Genomic DNA, 15,576 nt, shown 5'->3' on the forward strand with positions numbered 1-15,576 from the left:
GGGGAGACGAGATGACCACGCGCTGCGCCTCGTGCGACGGCGACCTGCCGCAGGACGCGCGCTTCTGCCCGTCCTGCGGCACACCGGCCGACTCCCCCGCACCCGTGACGGCGGTCGAGGAGCGCAAGGTCGTCTCCGTCGTCTTCTGCGACCTCGTCGGGTCGACGGCGCTGTCCGGTGTGCTCGACCCGGAGACGCTGCGCACGGTGGTGCTGCGCTATTTCGACCTGATGCGCGAGTGCCTGGAGCAGTTCGGCGGCACGGTCGAGAAGTTCATCGGCGACGCGGTGATGGCCGTCTTCGGCGTGCCGGTGACGCACGAGGACGACGCGGCGCGGGCGCTGGCCGCGGGCCTGGCGATGCTCGACGCCATACAGCGGCTCAACGAAACGGAGTTGGAGCCGACGCTCGGCATTCGGATCGGTGTCCGGATCGGCATCAACACCGGCCCGGTGGTGACGGCCTCGGATGTGTCGTCCCGTCAGGCGCTGGTGTCGGGCGAGACGGTGAACGTCGCGGCCCGGCTGGAGCAGAACGCCGGTGAGGGCGAGGTCCTGATCGGTCCCGAGAGCCGCAGGGCCGCGGCGGCGACAGCGGTCACCGAGCGCGTCGGCCCTTTGCGGTTGAAGGGCAAGGAGGACGCGGTCACCGCCTACCGGCTGCTGGACGTGGTCGAGGAGGAGCCGGAGCTGACCCGCCGCTTCGATGTGCCCTTCGTCGGCCGGGACCGTGAACTGGACGCTCTGTGGGCGACGTTCCGCGCCGTCGCGGACCGCGCCGGGCGCGGCCCGAATCTGGTGACGGTCCTCGGTGAGGCCGGGATGGGCAAGACCCGGCTGATCCACGAGTGGCGCAAACGGTCGGGCCGCGCCTTCCGCTACGGCTCGGGCCGCTGCCGCACGTACGGTGAACGCGGCAGCCTGGCGCCGCTGGCCGACGCCGTGAGCCAACTCCTGGACGCCTTCCCGGAGATCGCCCAGTCCCCGGCGCGCGCGGGAGAGCCCTCGCCCGAGCGCCAGGAGATCGACGCGGCGCTGGCCGTACTGTCGGCCGGGCTGCTGGAGGACGGCACACCGAATCCGTCGACCGACGACACCTGCGCGGCGCTGACCGGTCTGCTGGCCGCGCTCGCGCGCAGGCGGCCGGTCGTGCTGGTGCTGGACGACCTCCAGTGGGCGAGCGACCCGCTGCTGACGATGGTCAGCGCGCTCAGCGCCGAACTCACCGCGTCCGCTGTCCTGTTCGTCTGCGCGGCCCGCCCCGATCTGCTCGACCGCGGCGCCGGCTGGGGCGAGGGCGGCCCGCGCTCGCTCTCCTTGACGCTGCCCGGTCTGACGGCGACGGAGGCCGAGGCGGTGGCCGAGGCGCTGACCGAGGTCGGGGCGCACTGGGACGGCGGGGCGCCGTCCCATGAGGGGGGTACGGGCGTGCCGCCGCAGGTGCTGGAGTCCGCGGGCGGCAATCCGTTCTATCTGGAACAGCTCATCGCCGCTCTCGCGCAGCCCGAGTCCGGCTACCGCCCCGACGGCGGAGGCGATGTGCCGACCACCTTGCAGGCGCTGCTCGGCGCCCGGATCGGGGCGCTCGGCCGGGCGGAGCGCGCGGCGCTGGACATCGCGGCCGTGGTGGGACGGGAGTTCAGCGCCGACGAGGTGGCCGAATTGGTGGGCGGGGACCGGGAAGGCGCGCCCGGCGGCGCGCTGCACGACGCGGACCCGCCCTCGGCGGAGACCGGGTCCGGCGGCCCGGCGCTGGACGGCGCGGTCGGCGCGGCGCTCGGCATGCTCAGCAGTCACCGCCTGCTGCGGCCCGCGGACCGGCAGGGGCCTTCCCCGTACCGGCTGCGCTTCAGCAGCGGTCTCGTGCACGAGGTCACGTATCAGTCGATGGCCAAGCGGACGAGGGCGGAGCGGCACGAGCGGGCCGCGGCGGCGCTGTCCGCGCGGCTGGCGGGCGGCGGCCCGGCGGCGGGGAGCGCGGGGGAAGGCGCCGCCCCGTACGGCGGTGTCCTGTTCGGCGGTGGGGCTCCCGGTACGCGCGGCGCCGAGGATGCCGCCGCCGTGGCGGGTCACCTGGAGCGCGCCTACCGCTACCGCGCCGAGTTGGGCACGCTCGGTCCGCAGACGGACGAACTGCGCCTGCGGGCCGCCGCGTTGCTGATCGAGGGCGGTTCCAGGGCGCTCGCGCGCTCGGATCTCGCGTGGGCGGGCGGGCTGCTGGAGCGGGCGGTGGAGCTGACCGTCGAGGGCGAGCCGGAGTGGGCCGCGGCGGCCCGGCGGTTCGGTGACGTGCTGCTGGCGACCGGGCGGACGGACGAGGGCCGGGCGCTGCTGCTGCGCGTGCTCGCCGCCGCGGACGCCACGCCGGGGGACGCGGTGCGGCCTGTGGAGGCCGCGCACGCCGACCTCGCCCTGGCCGCGGTGTCGGCGGCCCCCGACGGGAGCAGCGCGGGGAGCGTCGCCCAGCGGACGCTGCCGGTCTTCGAGAGCGCGGGCGACGACCTCGGGCAGGCACGGGCGTGCATCCGGCTGGCGCAGGAGCGGCAGTTGCACGGCAGGCACGGCGAGGCCGATGTCCTGCTCTCCCGCGCCCTGGACCACGCGCGCCGCTCGGGCGCCGAGCCCGAACGGGCCCTGGCGCTGGGCGCGATCGGCGTCTCGCTGTGGCGCGGGCCCGAGCCGGTCCCCTCGGCGGTCTCGCGCAGTCGCCGCCTGCTGGCGGAGCACGGCGACCGTCGCCCCACCGTACGGCTGACCCTCAACTGCCCGCTGGCCGTGCTGTTCGCGCTCCAGGAGCGCTGGGACGACGCGCACGCCTGTCTCGCCGGGGCGGAGCGGCTGGCCGGTGAACTCGGTTACGCCGAGGGCCGGGTGGTGCTGCCGCTGTTCGCCGCGGCGGTGGCGACGCTGGCGGGCGACGGGAGCCGGGCGCTCGGTCTGCTGGACGAAGCGGACGGCGCCGCACGGGAGTTGCAGGCCGAGGCCCTGCGGGACGCGGTGGCCAGGGACGCGGCGCGGCTGCTGGTGGACGCGGGCCGTCACGACGAGGCCGCGGCCAGGCTGGCCACCGCGCCGGACCCCGGACACACGGCACTCGCCGCCTCGGACGCCGCCGACCTCGACGGGCTGCTGGCCAGGATCGCCGCGGCGCGCGGCGCGGCCGAGGAGGCCGCACCGCTGGCGGAGCGGGCGGTGCGGACCGCGTCCGGCACCGACTCGCCCGTCGTCCTGGCGGTGGCCTGGCTCGACCGGGCCGACGTGCTGCGCCTGGCGGGCCGTACCAAGGAGTCCGCGAGCGCCGCCGCGCAGGCCGCCCGGCACTTCGGCGCCAAGGGCCATGTGCCGGGGGCGCGCCGCGCCGTGCGATGGCGGGAGGGTCCGCCGTGAGGCGCCAGGACCGGGGGCACCGGAGCCGCGGGCGCCGACCGGCGCCCGTCCGCTCCCACCCCGGCCTCTCGGGCCACCACCGCATCGGAAGGCGACAACGCCAGAACGCGAAAGGCTGCTGATGAAAACCGCCGAACACGGCGCCGGCCCCGGACTCACCTGGACGCTGCGCGGCAAGCGCCCCGAGGACGTGCTGATCACCGCCGACGGCGAGCTGCCCGCGCTCGACCGGAGCTGGGACGACGCGCGCGGCGCCGGGGTGCGGGTGTGCGTGGTGGACTCGGGTGTCGAGGACGGCCATCCGCTGATCGGCCCGGTCGACGGCGCGTGGACGGTGCGCAAGGACGAGACGGGCACCAGCGTGGTCGAGACGACGGCGACCGACACCTGCGGGCACGGCACGGCCTGCGCGGGCATCATCCGCAGGACCGCGCCGGATTGCGAGCTGTACAGCGTGCAGGTGCTCGGCAAGGGGTTCGGCGGGACCGGCGACGTCCTGCTCGCGGGACTGCGCTGGGCGATCCGGCAGGGCTTCGACGTGATCAATCTCAGCCTGTCCACGACGAGGCCGCAGTTCGCCGAGGAGTTGCGGGTCCTCGCCGACGAGGCGTACTTCCGGGGGACGGCGATCGTCGCCTCCGCGCACAACACTCCGGTGGAGAGCTACCCGTGGCGCTTCGCCTCGGTGATCTCGGTGGGCAGCCACCAGGAGGACGATCCCGATCTGCACCTGTACAACCCGAGCCCGCCGGTCGAGTTCTTCGCGCCGGGCCAGAACGTCCAGGTGGCCTGGCTCGGCGGGGCGACGATCAGGACGACGGGCAACAGCTTCGCCACGCCGTACATCGCCGGGCTCTGCGCCCGCATTCTGTCCCGGCACCGCCGGATGACGACCTTCCAGCTCAAGAACGCGCTCTACCTTTCCGCGGCCAACGTCCAACTGGGCATCAGGGGTGCTTCGTGACACAGAGCAACACAGCGACGGATCCGCTGTCGCAGGAGTTGATGCAGTCGGTGGTCGACACGGCACGGGCCATCTTCGGCGCCCAGGCCAGTTCGGTGTTCCTGCTGGACGAGTCGAGCCACGAGCTGGTCTTCCAGGCCGTCTCGGGCCAGGGCGAGAGCTTCCTGGTGGGGCGGCGTTTCCCGGCCGAGAGCGGGATCGCGGGATGGGTGGTCTCCTCGGGTGAGCCGATGGTGGTGGACGACCTGTCGCACAGCGCGTCCTTCGACCGGGACTTCGCGGAGTCCACGGAGTACGTGCCCGATTCGCTGATGGCCGCGCCGCTGACGCATGGTGACCGGGTGCTGGGGGTGCTGGAAGTCCTCGATCCCGTGCCGCAGTCCAGGTCGAGCCTGGACGAACTGGATCTGCTGGCGCTCTTCGCCCGGCACGCGGCGGCGGCGCTGCGGGTGGTCGTGGACCGCGCGCGGCCCGCCGACAGCGGCTCGCTCGGCGGTGACGGGCGCGCGGCGGCGCTGCGGATGGCCGAGGATCTGCGGCGGCTGCTGGAGACCTCCGCCTGAGCCGGGGAGCCCTCCGCTCAGCCCGTGGGCGCCGCCCCGGACCCGCACCGACCTGCGACGCGCCGGAAGGGAGGGAGGGGAGATCTCAGGGTGTTCACAGGTGCGAGTTGTCCCCTGAACAGGTGACAATGAGTAGGGTGTGTTCCTCCGGCCCCGGATCATCTGCCTAGCCTGAGCCGGGGAGAGGGAGGTGGCCGTGACACGACGAATATCCTTCGGCCGCCGCCTCCCGACGCCCCACCCCGACCTCTCGCCGCAGGTGTCGGTCGCCGGGCGGACACCTCCGGTGCTCACCGCGCTGCCCTACGTGTTCATGGCCGTGGTCGCCGTGGTGGACGTGAGCGTCGGGACCAGTGTCGGCCTGCTGCCGCTGGTCTCGCTCGGCCCCGCCTTCTCCGGTCTGGTCGGCGGCTGGCGGCGGACCGCCCTGGTCGGGGCCCTGGCCGTCGCGCTCGTGTGCGCCCTGGGCGTCTACGACGGCCTGTTCGAGGAGCGGCGCGGTTTCAGCGCCCTCGCCTCGGTGATCGGCGTGACGGTCGCCGGAGTGATCGCCGCCGTGATGCGCCAGCGCCGCGAGACCGAATTCGCCAACGTACGGTCGATCGCGGAGGTCGCCCAGCGGGTCCTGCTGCGCCCCGTACCGCGCAGCGCGGGCCATCTGCGCACGGCCGTGTCGTACACCTCCGCCGTCGCCGAGGCGCGCATAGGCGGCGATCTGTACGAGGTCGTCGCGTCGCCGGTCGGCGTGCGGGTGATCATCGGCGATGTGCAGGGCAAGGGCCTCGAAGCGGTGGAGACCGCCGCCGTGGTGCTCGGCGCCTTCCGTGAGGCCGCGCACGACGAACGGGATCTGACGGGCGTCGGCGAGCGGGTGCAGCGGGCCGCCGACCGGGCGCTGAGCGGCGAGAAATTCGTCACCGCGATCATCGCCGAGATCAGCGAGGAGCGCGGCGCGACCCTCCTCAACTTCGGCCATCCCGCGCCGATGGTGCTGCGCCAGGACGGCGGCGCGTGCTTCCCCGAGCCACCGCAGTACGCGATGCCGCTGGGGCTCGGCGTGCACGGCGGTGACGCTCCCGAGCCGTTCGCCGTCCCCTTCGGACCCGGCGACCAGATGCTGCTCTACACCGACGGTGTCACCGAGGCCCGCGACCACACCGGCGCCTTCTATCCGCTGGGGCAGCGCGCGCACTTCCTCAAGGACCCGGATCCGGAAGCCGCGTTGGAGGCGCTGCGGACCGATCTGGTGCAGCACACGGAGGGTCCGCTGCACGACGACGCGGCGATGCTGCTGCTGCGCTTCCGCGACCCCGGCCCGGCGTTCGCCGCCTTCGACGGCGCCTGAAGGCCCGGACGGCACCGGCGCGGGTAAAGGGTTCGCAATGTGCGGATGCCTCGCCGTGCGGTCCGTGACGGGTTGTCCGCAATGAGCGACCGGCCCCACCCGAACACCCCTGCGAACACCAGTGTCGCGTCATAGAGTGTCGAGCCGTAGACGCGGGCGGAGGCACGCACCGTTTGCCGATCGCGGTTGGAGGAGATCCCGGTGACGCTGCGCGCGTCCAGAGGCGGACCGGTCCCGCCGGACCACCCGGCCGTGTCCGCGGCGCACCTCCAGCGCGACGAGGCGGCGGCGCTCACGCTCTACCGGACCCTGCGCGACATGGGCGAGGGACGGATCGCGGAGGTCGCGGAGGCGGCCGGTCTGGACGCCGCGGAATCCGCGGGCGGCTGGCGGCGGCTGGACGAGCTGGGCCTGATCCGGATCGTGGGCGCGGTCGTCGAACCGGTCGATCCGGACGCGGCCATGGCGCACGCGATGGACACCTACAACGAGAACACCGCCAGGCAACTGCGGGACGCGCACTCGTTGCGCCGGGTCACCGAGTCCCTGATGACCGTCTTCCGCCCGGCCGTCGCCCGTGACTCGGCCGATGTCGCGGTGGAGCGGCTCGGCGACCGCAAGCGCAGGACGCGTACGGTGCGGGACCTCAACGCCGCCGTCCTGGACGCCTGCGACTCGATGCACCCCGGTCCGATGCCCCCGGCCGAGGCGCTGGAGGCGTCGCTCGACGAGGACGCGAAGCTGACCGCGCGCGGCATCCGGGTCCGGGTGATCTACCCCGAGTCGCTGCTGCGCTCCCCCAAGTACACCTGGTATCTGCACCGGTTGCTCGACATCGGCGTCGAGGTGCGGCTCCTGGAGCACTCCCCCTTCGACATCCTGCTCTTCGACCGGCACACCGCGTGCGTGCCCGGCGACCCCGAACGGCCGGGCGAGTCCATGCTGTTGATCCGCGGCTCCGCCCTCCTGAAGGGCTACACCGCGCTGTACGAGGACTACTGGCTGCGCGCCTCCCCCGTCGTCCTCGCCGCGCCGCCCGCGCCCGCCGAGGGCCCGGAGGTCAACGACCAGGAGCGCACGGTCATCCGGCTGATGGCGAGCGGGCTGAGCGACGACCAGATCGCCCGGAAGATGGGCGTGCACCGCCGCACGGTCCAGCGCGCGGTCGCCAAACTGATGGACCGCCTCAATGCCTCAAGCCGCTTCGAGGCGGGTCTCAAACTCGCCCGCGACCCGGCCCTGATGAAGGTCTACCCGCTGAACTGACCGGCCTGGGTCACCCGTTGACGGCCGTGACGTACCAGCGGGGGCGCCACCAGGCCCAGGTGGTGCCCCCGCCGACTGCCTTCGCCGGCCTCCACACCAGGTGGAGTGCCGCCTCCGGCAGCCCCGGCCCGCGGACATTCGGGGGATCCACGGGCCGGAAGTCGTGTCGCCGCGGCGGTCCGGCGGTCGCCCGCGGCGGGTGGTGCGCACGCGGGATCTCCGCGTGATGGTGATCGGCCTGCCGACAACTCCCTCGCTACGCCTGAACGTTCACGAGCCCTCCCGGAGCCGACGGCATGCCGTTCCCCCCGAGGCCGCGCACCGGCCGAAGTCACCTTCGGCGCCGTACCCGACCACACCTCGATCTTTACCCACCCGACAACCGCTGGCTACGAACCCCCGAGTACGTAATGCCCGGTGAACGGCTTCGCGCAGGCCACCTGAGGTGTCCAAAAGGAGACAGCGACCCAACTGGACAATGGTGGCGGCGGCGTAGCGAGCGCGCTTGCCGACTGCCACTGGTCGGTACGTCGTCGCAGGTCAACGGCGTTGCCACGGACGGCGACCGACCACTGACGCGGGGCGGGATTCAACCGCTGAGGACGGGTTTGCGCAGGTGGTGGGGGCCGGCCAAGTCGGTTGACACCCCATGCGTCCAGCGAACACGATCGACTGGTAAGCGCATTCTGCGGCTGGGCACGCCACTGGTCAGTCCGGGCGCGGGCCGAGCATCCGGGGGGAACGGTCATGACGCGCGGCTCGAACAGCACCACCCCGCTCATCCGCGGGTTTCTGCGGCAGGCCCGCAAGGATTACGCGGGGCCGCCGGAGCCGGGCAGCGGGCACACGGGACACCGCCCCGCCGGGCTGAGCCAGCAGGCGGTGGCGCACCGGATGGACATCTCGCCGCGGCTGTACCAGGACTGGGAGGGCGGCGGCCGGCCGGTGCCGGTCCACCGGCTGGACAGCCTCGCGAGCACCCTCGGCCTCGACCCGTACCAGCGCGACGAGTTGTGGTTCATCGTGACCGGCGGCTTCGCGCCGACCGGCCCGGCCCAGCCGGACCTGGAGGCGATGAGCGGCTGGCGGCTGTACCTGCGCGCGCTCCAGGTGCCCGCGCTCGTTCTCGACAGCACGTGGCGGATCCACGAGGACAACGCGGCCTGGCGCGGCCTGTTCGAGCCCGAGGGCCAGCGGCCGCCGGCGAATCTGCTGCGCTTCATCCTCTTCTCGCCCTACGCGCGCCGCCTGTGCGGGGACTGGCAGGCGAGTTGGGCGGTGCCGTACCTGCGGCAGCTCAGGCTGGAGGCGGGGATCAGCGAAGAGCCGGAGCTGCGGCGTATCGTCGCGGAGCTGCAACTCGATCCGGAGCTGGGCGTGTTGTGGCAGACGGTCGGCCGGGGCGGACGGATGGCGCTGCACAACGACGGTCAGGTCCGGCTGCTGATCCCGCCGGGCGGCCGTGCCCCGTACCGCGTACGCACCCTGGTCTCCTCCCCCGCCCACAACCCCCGTGTGCGGATGGTGACCTTGCTGCCGACACCCGTCGAGGCGACCGTGATCGCCCACGAACCGCTGGTGTCGCTGCCGCCGACCGCCGCGTGACATCGGTGAGGAGAGCGGCGCGAGCGACGGGAACGGCGGGATCGGTGGCATCGGCGGGAGCACGGCCGCGGGCCCGGAGCGCATCTTCCGTACCCGCGGCCGAACGCCTCGCGACGCCTTACGGCTGTCGCGGTCCTCGCGGCTGACGCGACGCCTTACGGCTGTCGCGGTGCTCGCGCTGTTGACGCCGTGAGCGGCTTGCGCGCTGTTCGCGCTGTTCGCCGCGTCAGCGGATCGTGACCTTGACGACGTTGGAGATCCCGCCACCGCCGACGATGCGCAGGTTGTTGAGGCCCTTGATGCCCAGCTTGACCCGCAGGTTGTACGTGGCGTCGTGGTTGGTGTTCATCGACGCGGGCAGCGAGACCCAGCGCTTGCCCTGCATCTGCTGGAGCGTCACCCGCGTGCCGACCTTGATGTTCTTGGTCGCGCCGTAGATCCGGAACTGCTGCCATGCGTTGATCGCGCTGACCGTCGCCTTGGCGGTGATGGCGGGTCGGGCGACGGCGGGCGCCATGGCGACGCTGTCCGCCGCGACGGCCTGGGCCACGGGGGCGGTCAACAGCGTGAGGGCGGTGAGACCGGTGGCACAGGCTCGCGAGAAGCGAAGCATGAAGGCTCCTACGGGGTGAACTCTGACATTTCGTCACATCGTAGGAGCCTGTCGCCACTTCACCGGAGAGTGACGCGCCGGGGCGGGCACGGGATTCCGGTCAGGAACCGCCGGGCTCCGGACCCGCGTCCGCAGCCGTGCCGGTGCCAGTGCCAGTACGTGCGTCCGTGCCCGCCCCCGGACCCGCGCCCGCATCCAGACGGTCTCCTCACCGCGCTTCAGAGCGTGTCCTCACCGCGCTCCAGCAGCGTGGCCGCGGAGCCGACGATGCGCGGGTCGGGCGTACCGACCACCTCGTCGTCCCTGTCCGCGTAGTCGAAGCGGGCGAGGACGCTGCGCATGGCCTCGACGCGCGCCCGCTTCTTGTCGTTGCTCTTGACCACCGTCCACGGCGCGTAGGCGGTGTCCGTCTCACGGAACATCGCCACCTTGGCGGCGGTGTAGTCGTCCCAGCGGTCGAGCGAGGCGAGGTCCATCGGGCTGAGCTTCCACTGCCGCACCGGGTCGACCTGCCGGATGGTGAACCGGGTGCGCTGCTCGTCGCGCGAGACCGAGAACCAGAACTTCACCAGGTGGATGCCGTCGTCCACCAGCATCCGTTCGAAGGCCGGGGCCTGCCGCATGAAGCGGTGGTACTCGTCGTCCGAGCAGAAACCCATGACCCGCTCGACGCCCGCCCGGTTGTACCAGGAGCGGTCGAACATCACGATCTCGCCCGCGGTCGGCAGGTGGGCGACGTACCGCTGGAAGTACCACTGCCCGCTCTCGCGCTCGGTCGGCTTCTCCAGGGCTATCACCCGTGCGCCGCGCGGGTTCAGGTGCTCGATGAACCGTTTGATGGTGCCGCCCTTGCCCGCGGCGTCCCGGCCCTCGAAGACGATGACCAGCCGCTGGCCGGTCTCCTTCACCCAGCTCTGGAGTTTCAGCAGTTCGATCTGCTGGAGCCGCTTGTGCAGTTCGTACTCGGGCCGCTCCATCCGCGTGTCGTACGGGTAGTTCTCCCGCCAGGTGTCGACGACGCTGCCGTCCGCCCTGACCAGGACCGGGTCGTCCTGGTCGGTGTAGTCGACATGCATGCCCGCAAGGAGTGCGGAGCCGTCGGTGCCTGCGCTCATCGCTCGCCCGCCCTTCGCCGGTGGAACCGTCAGTGGACCCGGTGGTCCTCAGCCACCGCGGGTGGCCTCAGTGGAACTGCGGAATGATCAGATACAGCCCGTAGAGCACCGCGCACGCGCACGCCAGGAAACACGCCCCGGCGCCCGCGAACTGTCCCGTGCCGCTGCCGCCCGACGCCCGTACGGTGTCGCGGGCGGAGAGCGCGAGCACCCCGACCGCGAAGACCACGACCACGCCGACGGTGACGCCGAAGCTCACCGCGGCCACCTCGCCCAGCGCGTTCCAGTCCACACTCATACTGCTGTTCCCCTTTTCCCCGATGATGCCGGTGATTCCGGTGGCGTCGCCGCTCAGACGCCCGCGCCGGCGGGCGCGGCGGGACGGACGGAGGTGGTGTGGCCGTGGTTCACATTGTCGGCGTGGACCGGGTTGCGGCGCGAGAGGACGACGATGCCGCCCGCCACCGCGACGGCGATCAGCGCGATCACCACGACGCCCGGCGTACCGCCGTGCACGACGACACTCGCGGCCACCGCGCCGACCGCCGCGGCCGAGGGCAGCGTCACCAGCCAGGCGAGCGCCATCCGGCCCGCGGTGCCCCAGCGGACCTCGGCGAGCTTGCGTCCCATGCCCGCGCCGAGGATGCCGCCGGAGCAGACCTGCGTGGTGGACAGGGCGAAGCCCAGATTCGCGGAGGACAGGATGACCGCGGTGGACGCCGACTCCGCGGCGAAGCCCTGCGGCGACTCGATGTCGACCAGGCCCTTGCCCATGGTGCGGATGATCCGCCAGCCGCCCAGGTACGTGCCGAGCGCGATGGCCAGGCCGGCGGCGAGGATCACCCAGACCGGCGGACCGGCGTCGTGGCCGAGCGCTCCGCAGGAGATCAGCGCGAGGGTGATGACGCCCATCGTCTTCTGCGCGTCGTTGGTGCCGTGCGCCAGCGAGACCAGCGAGGCGGAGGCGATCTGGCCGATCCTGAAGCCCTTGGAGACGGTGTCCTTACGGGCCCGGCCGGTGAGCCGGTAGGCGAGGTACGTCGCGGCGAGCGCCGCGAGCCCGGCCACGACAGGCGAGGCCACGGCGGGGATGAGGATCTTCTCGACGACCTTGCCGAAGTGGACGCCGTGCCGGCCCGCACCGACCCACACGGCGCCGATCAGGCCGCCGAAGAGCGCGTGCGAGGAACTGGACGGCAGTCCGAGCAGCCAGGTCATGAGATTCCACAGGATGGCGCCCACCAGGCCCGCAAAGATCATGCCGGGGGTCACCAGCGCGTCGTCGACGATGCCGCCGGAGATCGTCTTCGCGACTTCCGTCGACAGGAAGGCGCCCGCCAGGTTCAGCGCGCCGCTGAGCAGGACGGCGACCTTCGGCCGCAGCGCTCCCGTGGCGATGGACGTGGCCATCGCGTTGGCGGTGTCGTGGAAACCGTTGGTGAAGTCGAAGGCCAGGGCCGTGACGATGACCAGTGCCACAAGGAATGTGATGTGGTCCATGTGCCCAGGGAAGCAGCCCCCGGCGTACGCACGGGGAAGGGCGGGTGAAGGACCGGAGTGAAGGAGTGGGCGGACCCGCGCCGGGCGGTGCTTGACTGGTCTCACGCGGGGAGGTAGGGAGATCCCGTCACCGCGCGGACGGTGCGAATGGGGGGAACCATGAAGCCGCTCGAAGCGGGTGATCCCACTTCCGTGGGCGAAGGCAGATACCGGCTGGCCGGCCGGCTCGGCCAAGGCGGTATGGGTGTGGTGTACTTCGGCCGGTCGCGGTCCGGCCGGGCGGTGGCGGTCAAGGTCGTACGCCCCGAGTTGAGCACCGAGCCGGGATTCCGGCGCCGCTTCGCCGACGAGGTGGCGGCGGCGCGCCGGGTCGGCGGCTTCCACACCGCGCCCGTGGTGGACGCCGATCCGCACGGCGAACCGGCCTGGCTGGTCACGGCGTTCGTGCCGGGGCCCACGCTGGCGGACGTGCTCGCCGATGTCGGCGCGCTGCCGACGGACACCCTCACGGTGCTGGCGGCCGGGCTGGCGGAGGCGCTGGAGACGATCCACCGGGCGGGGGTGATCCACCGCGACTTCAAGCCCGCGAACATCATCGTGGCCGAGGACGGCCCGCGCGTCATCGACTTCGGCATCGCCCGCGCCCTCGACGGCACGGCGCTCACCCAGACCGGGCTCCAGATCGGCACCCCCGGCTTTCTCGCGCCCGAGCAGCTGACCGGCGGTCAGGTCACCGCGGCGGTCGACATGTTCGCGCTGGGCGTGGTGCTCAGCCAGGCGGCGGGAGGTGCGCCCTTCGGTGACGGTCCGTCAGCGGCCCGGCACTACCGGGTCGTTCACGAGTCGGCGGACCTCAGGGCGGTACCTGACGAACTGCGCGCGCTGGTGGCCGCGTGTCTGTCGAAGGAGGCCGCCGCGCGGCCCACCCCTTCGGAGTTCCTGAGCAGGCTGACGGTACGTCACCCGGAGGACGGCGACTGGCTGCCCGCCGAGGCGACGGCGCTGCTGACGCGGGTGGAGCCGCAGGCCGTACCGCCCGCGGTCTCGACGCCCCCGCCCCCGCCCCACGCCGCCGGGCCCGCCGCCGCGTCCGCGCCGACCGCCTCCTACGCGGGGCCCCCGGCGGGGAGTTCGCCGTCGCCGCTCGCGTCCCCGTACGGTCCGGGGCAGGGATACGGCGGCCCGCCGACGCCCACGCCCACCCCGACGCCCGGTTTCGGTCCGCCGTCGGGGCCGCCGCGCGACCGGCGCAAGGGGACCGCGGCCGTGGGTCTTGTCGTGGTGGCCGCCGCCGTCGCGGGGGCGCTGGTCTGGCATCCGTGGACGTCCGGCTCCGCGAAGGACGACAACGCGGGCGCTCCCTCGGGCGGGCACACCACGACCGCCTCGTCGGCGCCGCCGACCCCGGCGCCGTTCCCCGATGTGCCGCTGCTGGTCCGGGTGGACACCGCCCCCGGCTGGCCCGCCACCTGCCACTCCTACATCGCGCTGCGCGACAGCACGACCGACCGCCTCAAGCGGCTCGCGTCGGGCAGCCCGTGCGACTTCCTCCCCAAGTGGTCGCCCGACCGCAAGACCGTCGCCTTCACCCGCAGGACCGCCCAGGACACCTCGGTGTGGACGGTCGGCGCCGACGGCACCGGCGCCAAGCGAATCGCCGAGACCTCGGGCGGCCGGGTCTCCTGGTCTCCCGACGGCGGCAAACTGGCCGTGCTGCGCAAGACCGGCGGCGTCCAGCAGCTCTACGTCGTGGACGTCACGGACGGCTCCGCCCAGCAGATGACCACCGGCAGCACCCGTATCGAGGACCCTTCCTGGTCACCGGACGGCACCCGTATCGCGATCTGCGTCGAGAAGGGGACGGGCAACTGGCAGATCAACATGGTCAATCCGACGACGCCGGGCGCCGCCCCGCAGCGGATCACCGACTTGCCCCGGCCCGCCCTCGACCCGGTCTGGTCCCCCGACGGCAAGGCCTTCGCCTACACCTCGGGCGACTACGGCAAGGGCACGCAGGGCGACATCCGCCTCGTCGGCACCGACGGCACCGGCGACCGGCCGCTGGCCGCCACCCCGGCGCACGAGATGGACCCCGACTGGTCTCCAGACGGCGCGTGGGTGGCCTTCGTCCGCGGCCCGCTCGCCACTCCCGAGATCTGGGCGGTCCGCGCCGACGGCACCGGCGAACGGCGGCTCAGCACCGACACGGCCACGGAAGGGCACCCCGCCTGGGCGGTCAAGGGCGGCGGCTGAGCCCGGGGTCGGGCGACCGGTCCGACTGATACGGCGACGAGCACGGTCGCCACCGCCGTACGCGACGCCCCGGCGGCGCCCTGATTCGACGATTCGACATCCCCCTGACCCGGCATGTCTCCTCGCGCGGCGAACCTCGCCGCGGGCCGCCACAAGCAGCGCGAAATGCGTGAGAGTTGACTCTCATACATTGTGAGAGGACACTCTCACGCCATGGAACCGGGTAACCGTTTGGGAGACATCGAGATCACCGACCCCAAGGCGATGCGCGCGCTCGCGCATCCGGTGCGGTTGGCGATCCTGGAGCACCTGCAACGCAACGGGCCCGCGACGGCCACCGTGCTCGCACCCCGCGTCGGGGCGACCCCTTCGGTGACGAGCTGGCATCTGCGGCATCTCGCGGGCTTCGGGCTCGTCCGGGACGCGGACCCCGATCCGGACGCCGGGGGCGACGGGCGACGGGACCGGCGTGAGCGGCGGTGGCAGGCGGTCGCGCGCGGCTTCCGCTTCGAGGTGCCGGAGGACGACGGGGACGAGGAGGGCCGCTCGGCGGCGCGGCTGCTCTCGCGTGAGATGTTCCTGCGCTCCGCCGATCTGCCGGCCCGCTGGGCGGCCACCGTGGAGCCCGGCCTCGATCCCGCGTGGCGGCGGCTCTCGGGACTCGCCAACACGCGCGTCATGGTGACGCCCGAGGAGGCCGCCGCCATCGAGGACGGGATCGAGCGCGTGCTCGCGCCCTATGTGACGCGGGACGCGGCGGACCGCCCGGCCGCCGCCCGCTCCGTACGCCTGCTGCGCTACACGCTCCCTGAAGGTGAACCTCAAGGTGAGGGTGAAGTTCCGGCTGAGGTTGAGGCACAGGGCCGCGCACCGGGCACGGAATCGGGCGCGGACTCGGACTCGGATACGGATACCGGTACGCGTAAGGACGACGACGGCGACGGCGGCGGCACCCGGTGACCGCCA

Annotated in this window: 12 protein-coding genes; 8 read left to right on the forward strand and 4 right to left on the reverse strand. The window is 72.9% G+C overall.

Translation table 11 applies throughout. From position 1 onward, the window contains the following. Positions 1–11: 11 nt before the first annotated feature. From ACFZAM_RS11515 to ACFZAM_RS11540, 6 genes are all read left to right on the forward strand, one after another. Complete coding sequence (locus tag ACFZAM_RS11515; RefSeq protein WP_391044891.1) at positions 12–3,386, forward strand: AAA family ATPase; 3,375 nt, start codon at positions 12–14, stop codon at positions 3,384–3,386. Between the two features lie 121 nt (positions 3,387–3,507). Next, positions 3,508–4,350 (forward strand): S8 family serine peptidase, encoded by an 843-nt coding sequence (locus tag ACFZAM_RS11520; protein ID WP_355340814.1) that lies wholly within the window; start codon positions 3,508–3,510, stop codon positions 4,348–4,350. 41 nt (positions 4,351–4,391) lie between these two features. After that, entirely contained in the window at positions 4,392–4,913 is a 522-nt protein-coding gene (locus tag ACFZAM_RS11525; RefSeq protein WP_188285584.1) for a GAF domain-containing protein, read from the forward strand. A 313-nt stretch (positions 4,914–5,226) separates the two neighbouring features. Then, the gene (locus ACFZAM_RS11530) at positions 5,227–6,258 is read left to right on the forward strand and encodes a PP2C family protein-serine/threonine phosphatase (RefSeq protein WP_355341317.1); all 1,032 of its coding nucleotides are present in this window, start codon (positions 5,227–5,229) and stop codon (positions 6,256–6,258) included. A gap of 201 nt (positions 6,259–6,459) precedes the next feature. Continuing rightward, on the forward strand, positions 6,460–7,524 hold the full coding sequence (locus ACFZAM_RS11535; RefSeq protein WP_391044894.1) for a LuxR C-terminal-related transcriptional regulator: 1,065 nt from the start codon (positions 6,460–6,462) through the stop codon (positions 7,522–7,524). A gap of 747 nt (positions 7,525–8,271) precedes the next feature. Then, complete coding sequence (locus ACFZAM_RS11540) at positions 8,272–9,129, forward strand: helix-turn-helix domain-containing protein (RefSeq protein WP_355340820.1); 858 nt, start codon at positions 8,272–8,274, stop codon at positions 9,127–9,129. A gap of 226 nt (positions 9,130–9,355) precedes the next feature. Here the strand turns inward: ACFZAM_RS11540 and ACFZAM_RS11545 are convergent, their stop codons facing one another. The 4 genes from ACFZAM_RS11545 to ACFZAM_RS11560 form a co-directional block, all read right to left on the reverse strand. Beyond that, positions 9,356–9,742, reverse strand: a complete 387-nt coding sequence (locus ACFZAM_RS11545; protein ID WP_355340823.1) for a hypothetical protein — start codon at positions 9,740–9,742, stop codon at positions 9,356–9,358. A 218-nt stretch (positions 9,743–9,960) separates the two neighbouring features. Continuing rightward, positions 9,961–10,857 (reverse strand): polyphosphate kinase 2, encoded by an 897-nt coding sequence (gene ppk2 / locus ACFZAM_RS11550; protein WP_355340826.1) that lies wholly within the window; start codon positions 10,855–10,857, stop codon positions 9,961–9,963. A gap of 67 nt (positions 10,858–10,924) precedes the next feature. Then, the gene (locus tag ACFZAM_RS11555; protein WP_355340829.1) at positions 10,925–11,155 is read right to left on the reverse strand and encodes a hypothetical protein; all 231 of its coding nucleotides are present in this window, start codon (positions 11,153–11,155) and stop codon (positions 10,925–10,927) included. 53 nt (positions 11,156–11,208) lie between these two features. Further along, complete coding sequence (locus ACFZAM_RS11560; protein ID WP_391044897.1) at positions 11,209–12,357, reverse strand: inorganic phosphate transporter; 1,149 nt, start codon at positions 12,355–12,357, stop codon at positions 11,209–11,211. A gap of 192 nt (positions 12,358–12,549) precedes the next feature. Here ACFZAM_RS11560 and ACFZAM_RS11565 point away from each other — a divergent pair, with 192 nt between their 5' ends. Both ACFZAM_RS11565 and ACFZAM_RS11570 read left to right on the forward strand, forming a co-directional pair. After that, positions 12,550–14,610 carry a protein kinase gene (locus ACFZAM_RS11565; protein WP_391044900.1) on the forward strand — a complete coding sequence of 687 codons (2,061 nt, stop codon included), beginning with the start codon at positions 12,550–12,552 and terminating at the stop codon, positions 14,608–14,610. A gap of 231 nt (positions 14,611–14,841) precedes the next feature. After that, a complete protein-coding gene (locus tag ACFZAM_RS11570; protein WP_391044903.1) occupies positions 14,842–15,570 on the forward strand; it encodes a helix-turn-helix domain-containing protein in 729 nt (242 codons plus the stop codon). Positions 15,571–15,576 lie beyond the last annotated feature (6 nt).

It is taken from the genome of Streptomyces sp. NPDC008079, assembly GCF_042957385.1.
Lineage (GTDB): Bacteria > Actinomycetota > Actinomycetes > Streptomycetales > Streptomycetaceae > Actinacidiphila.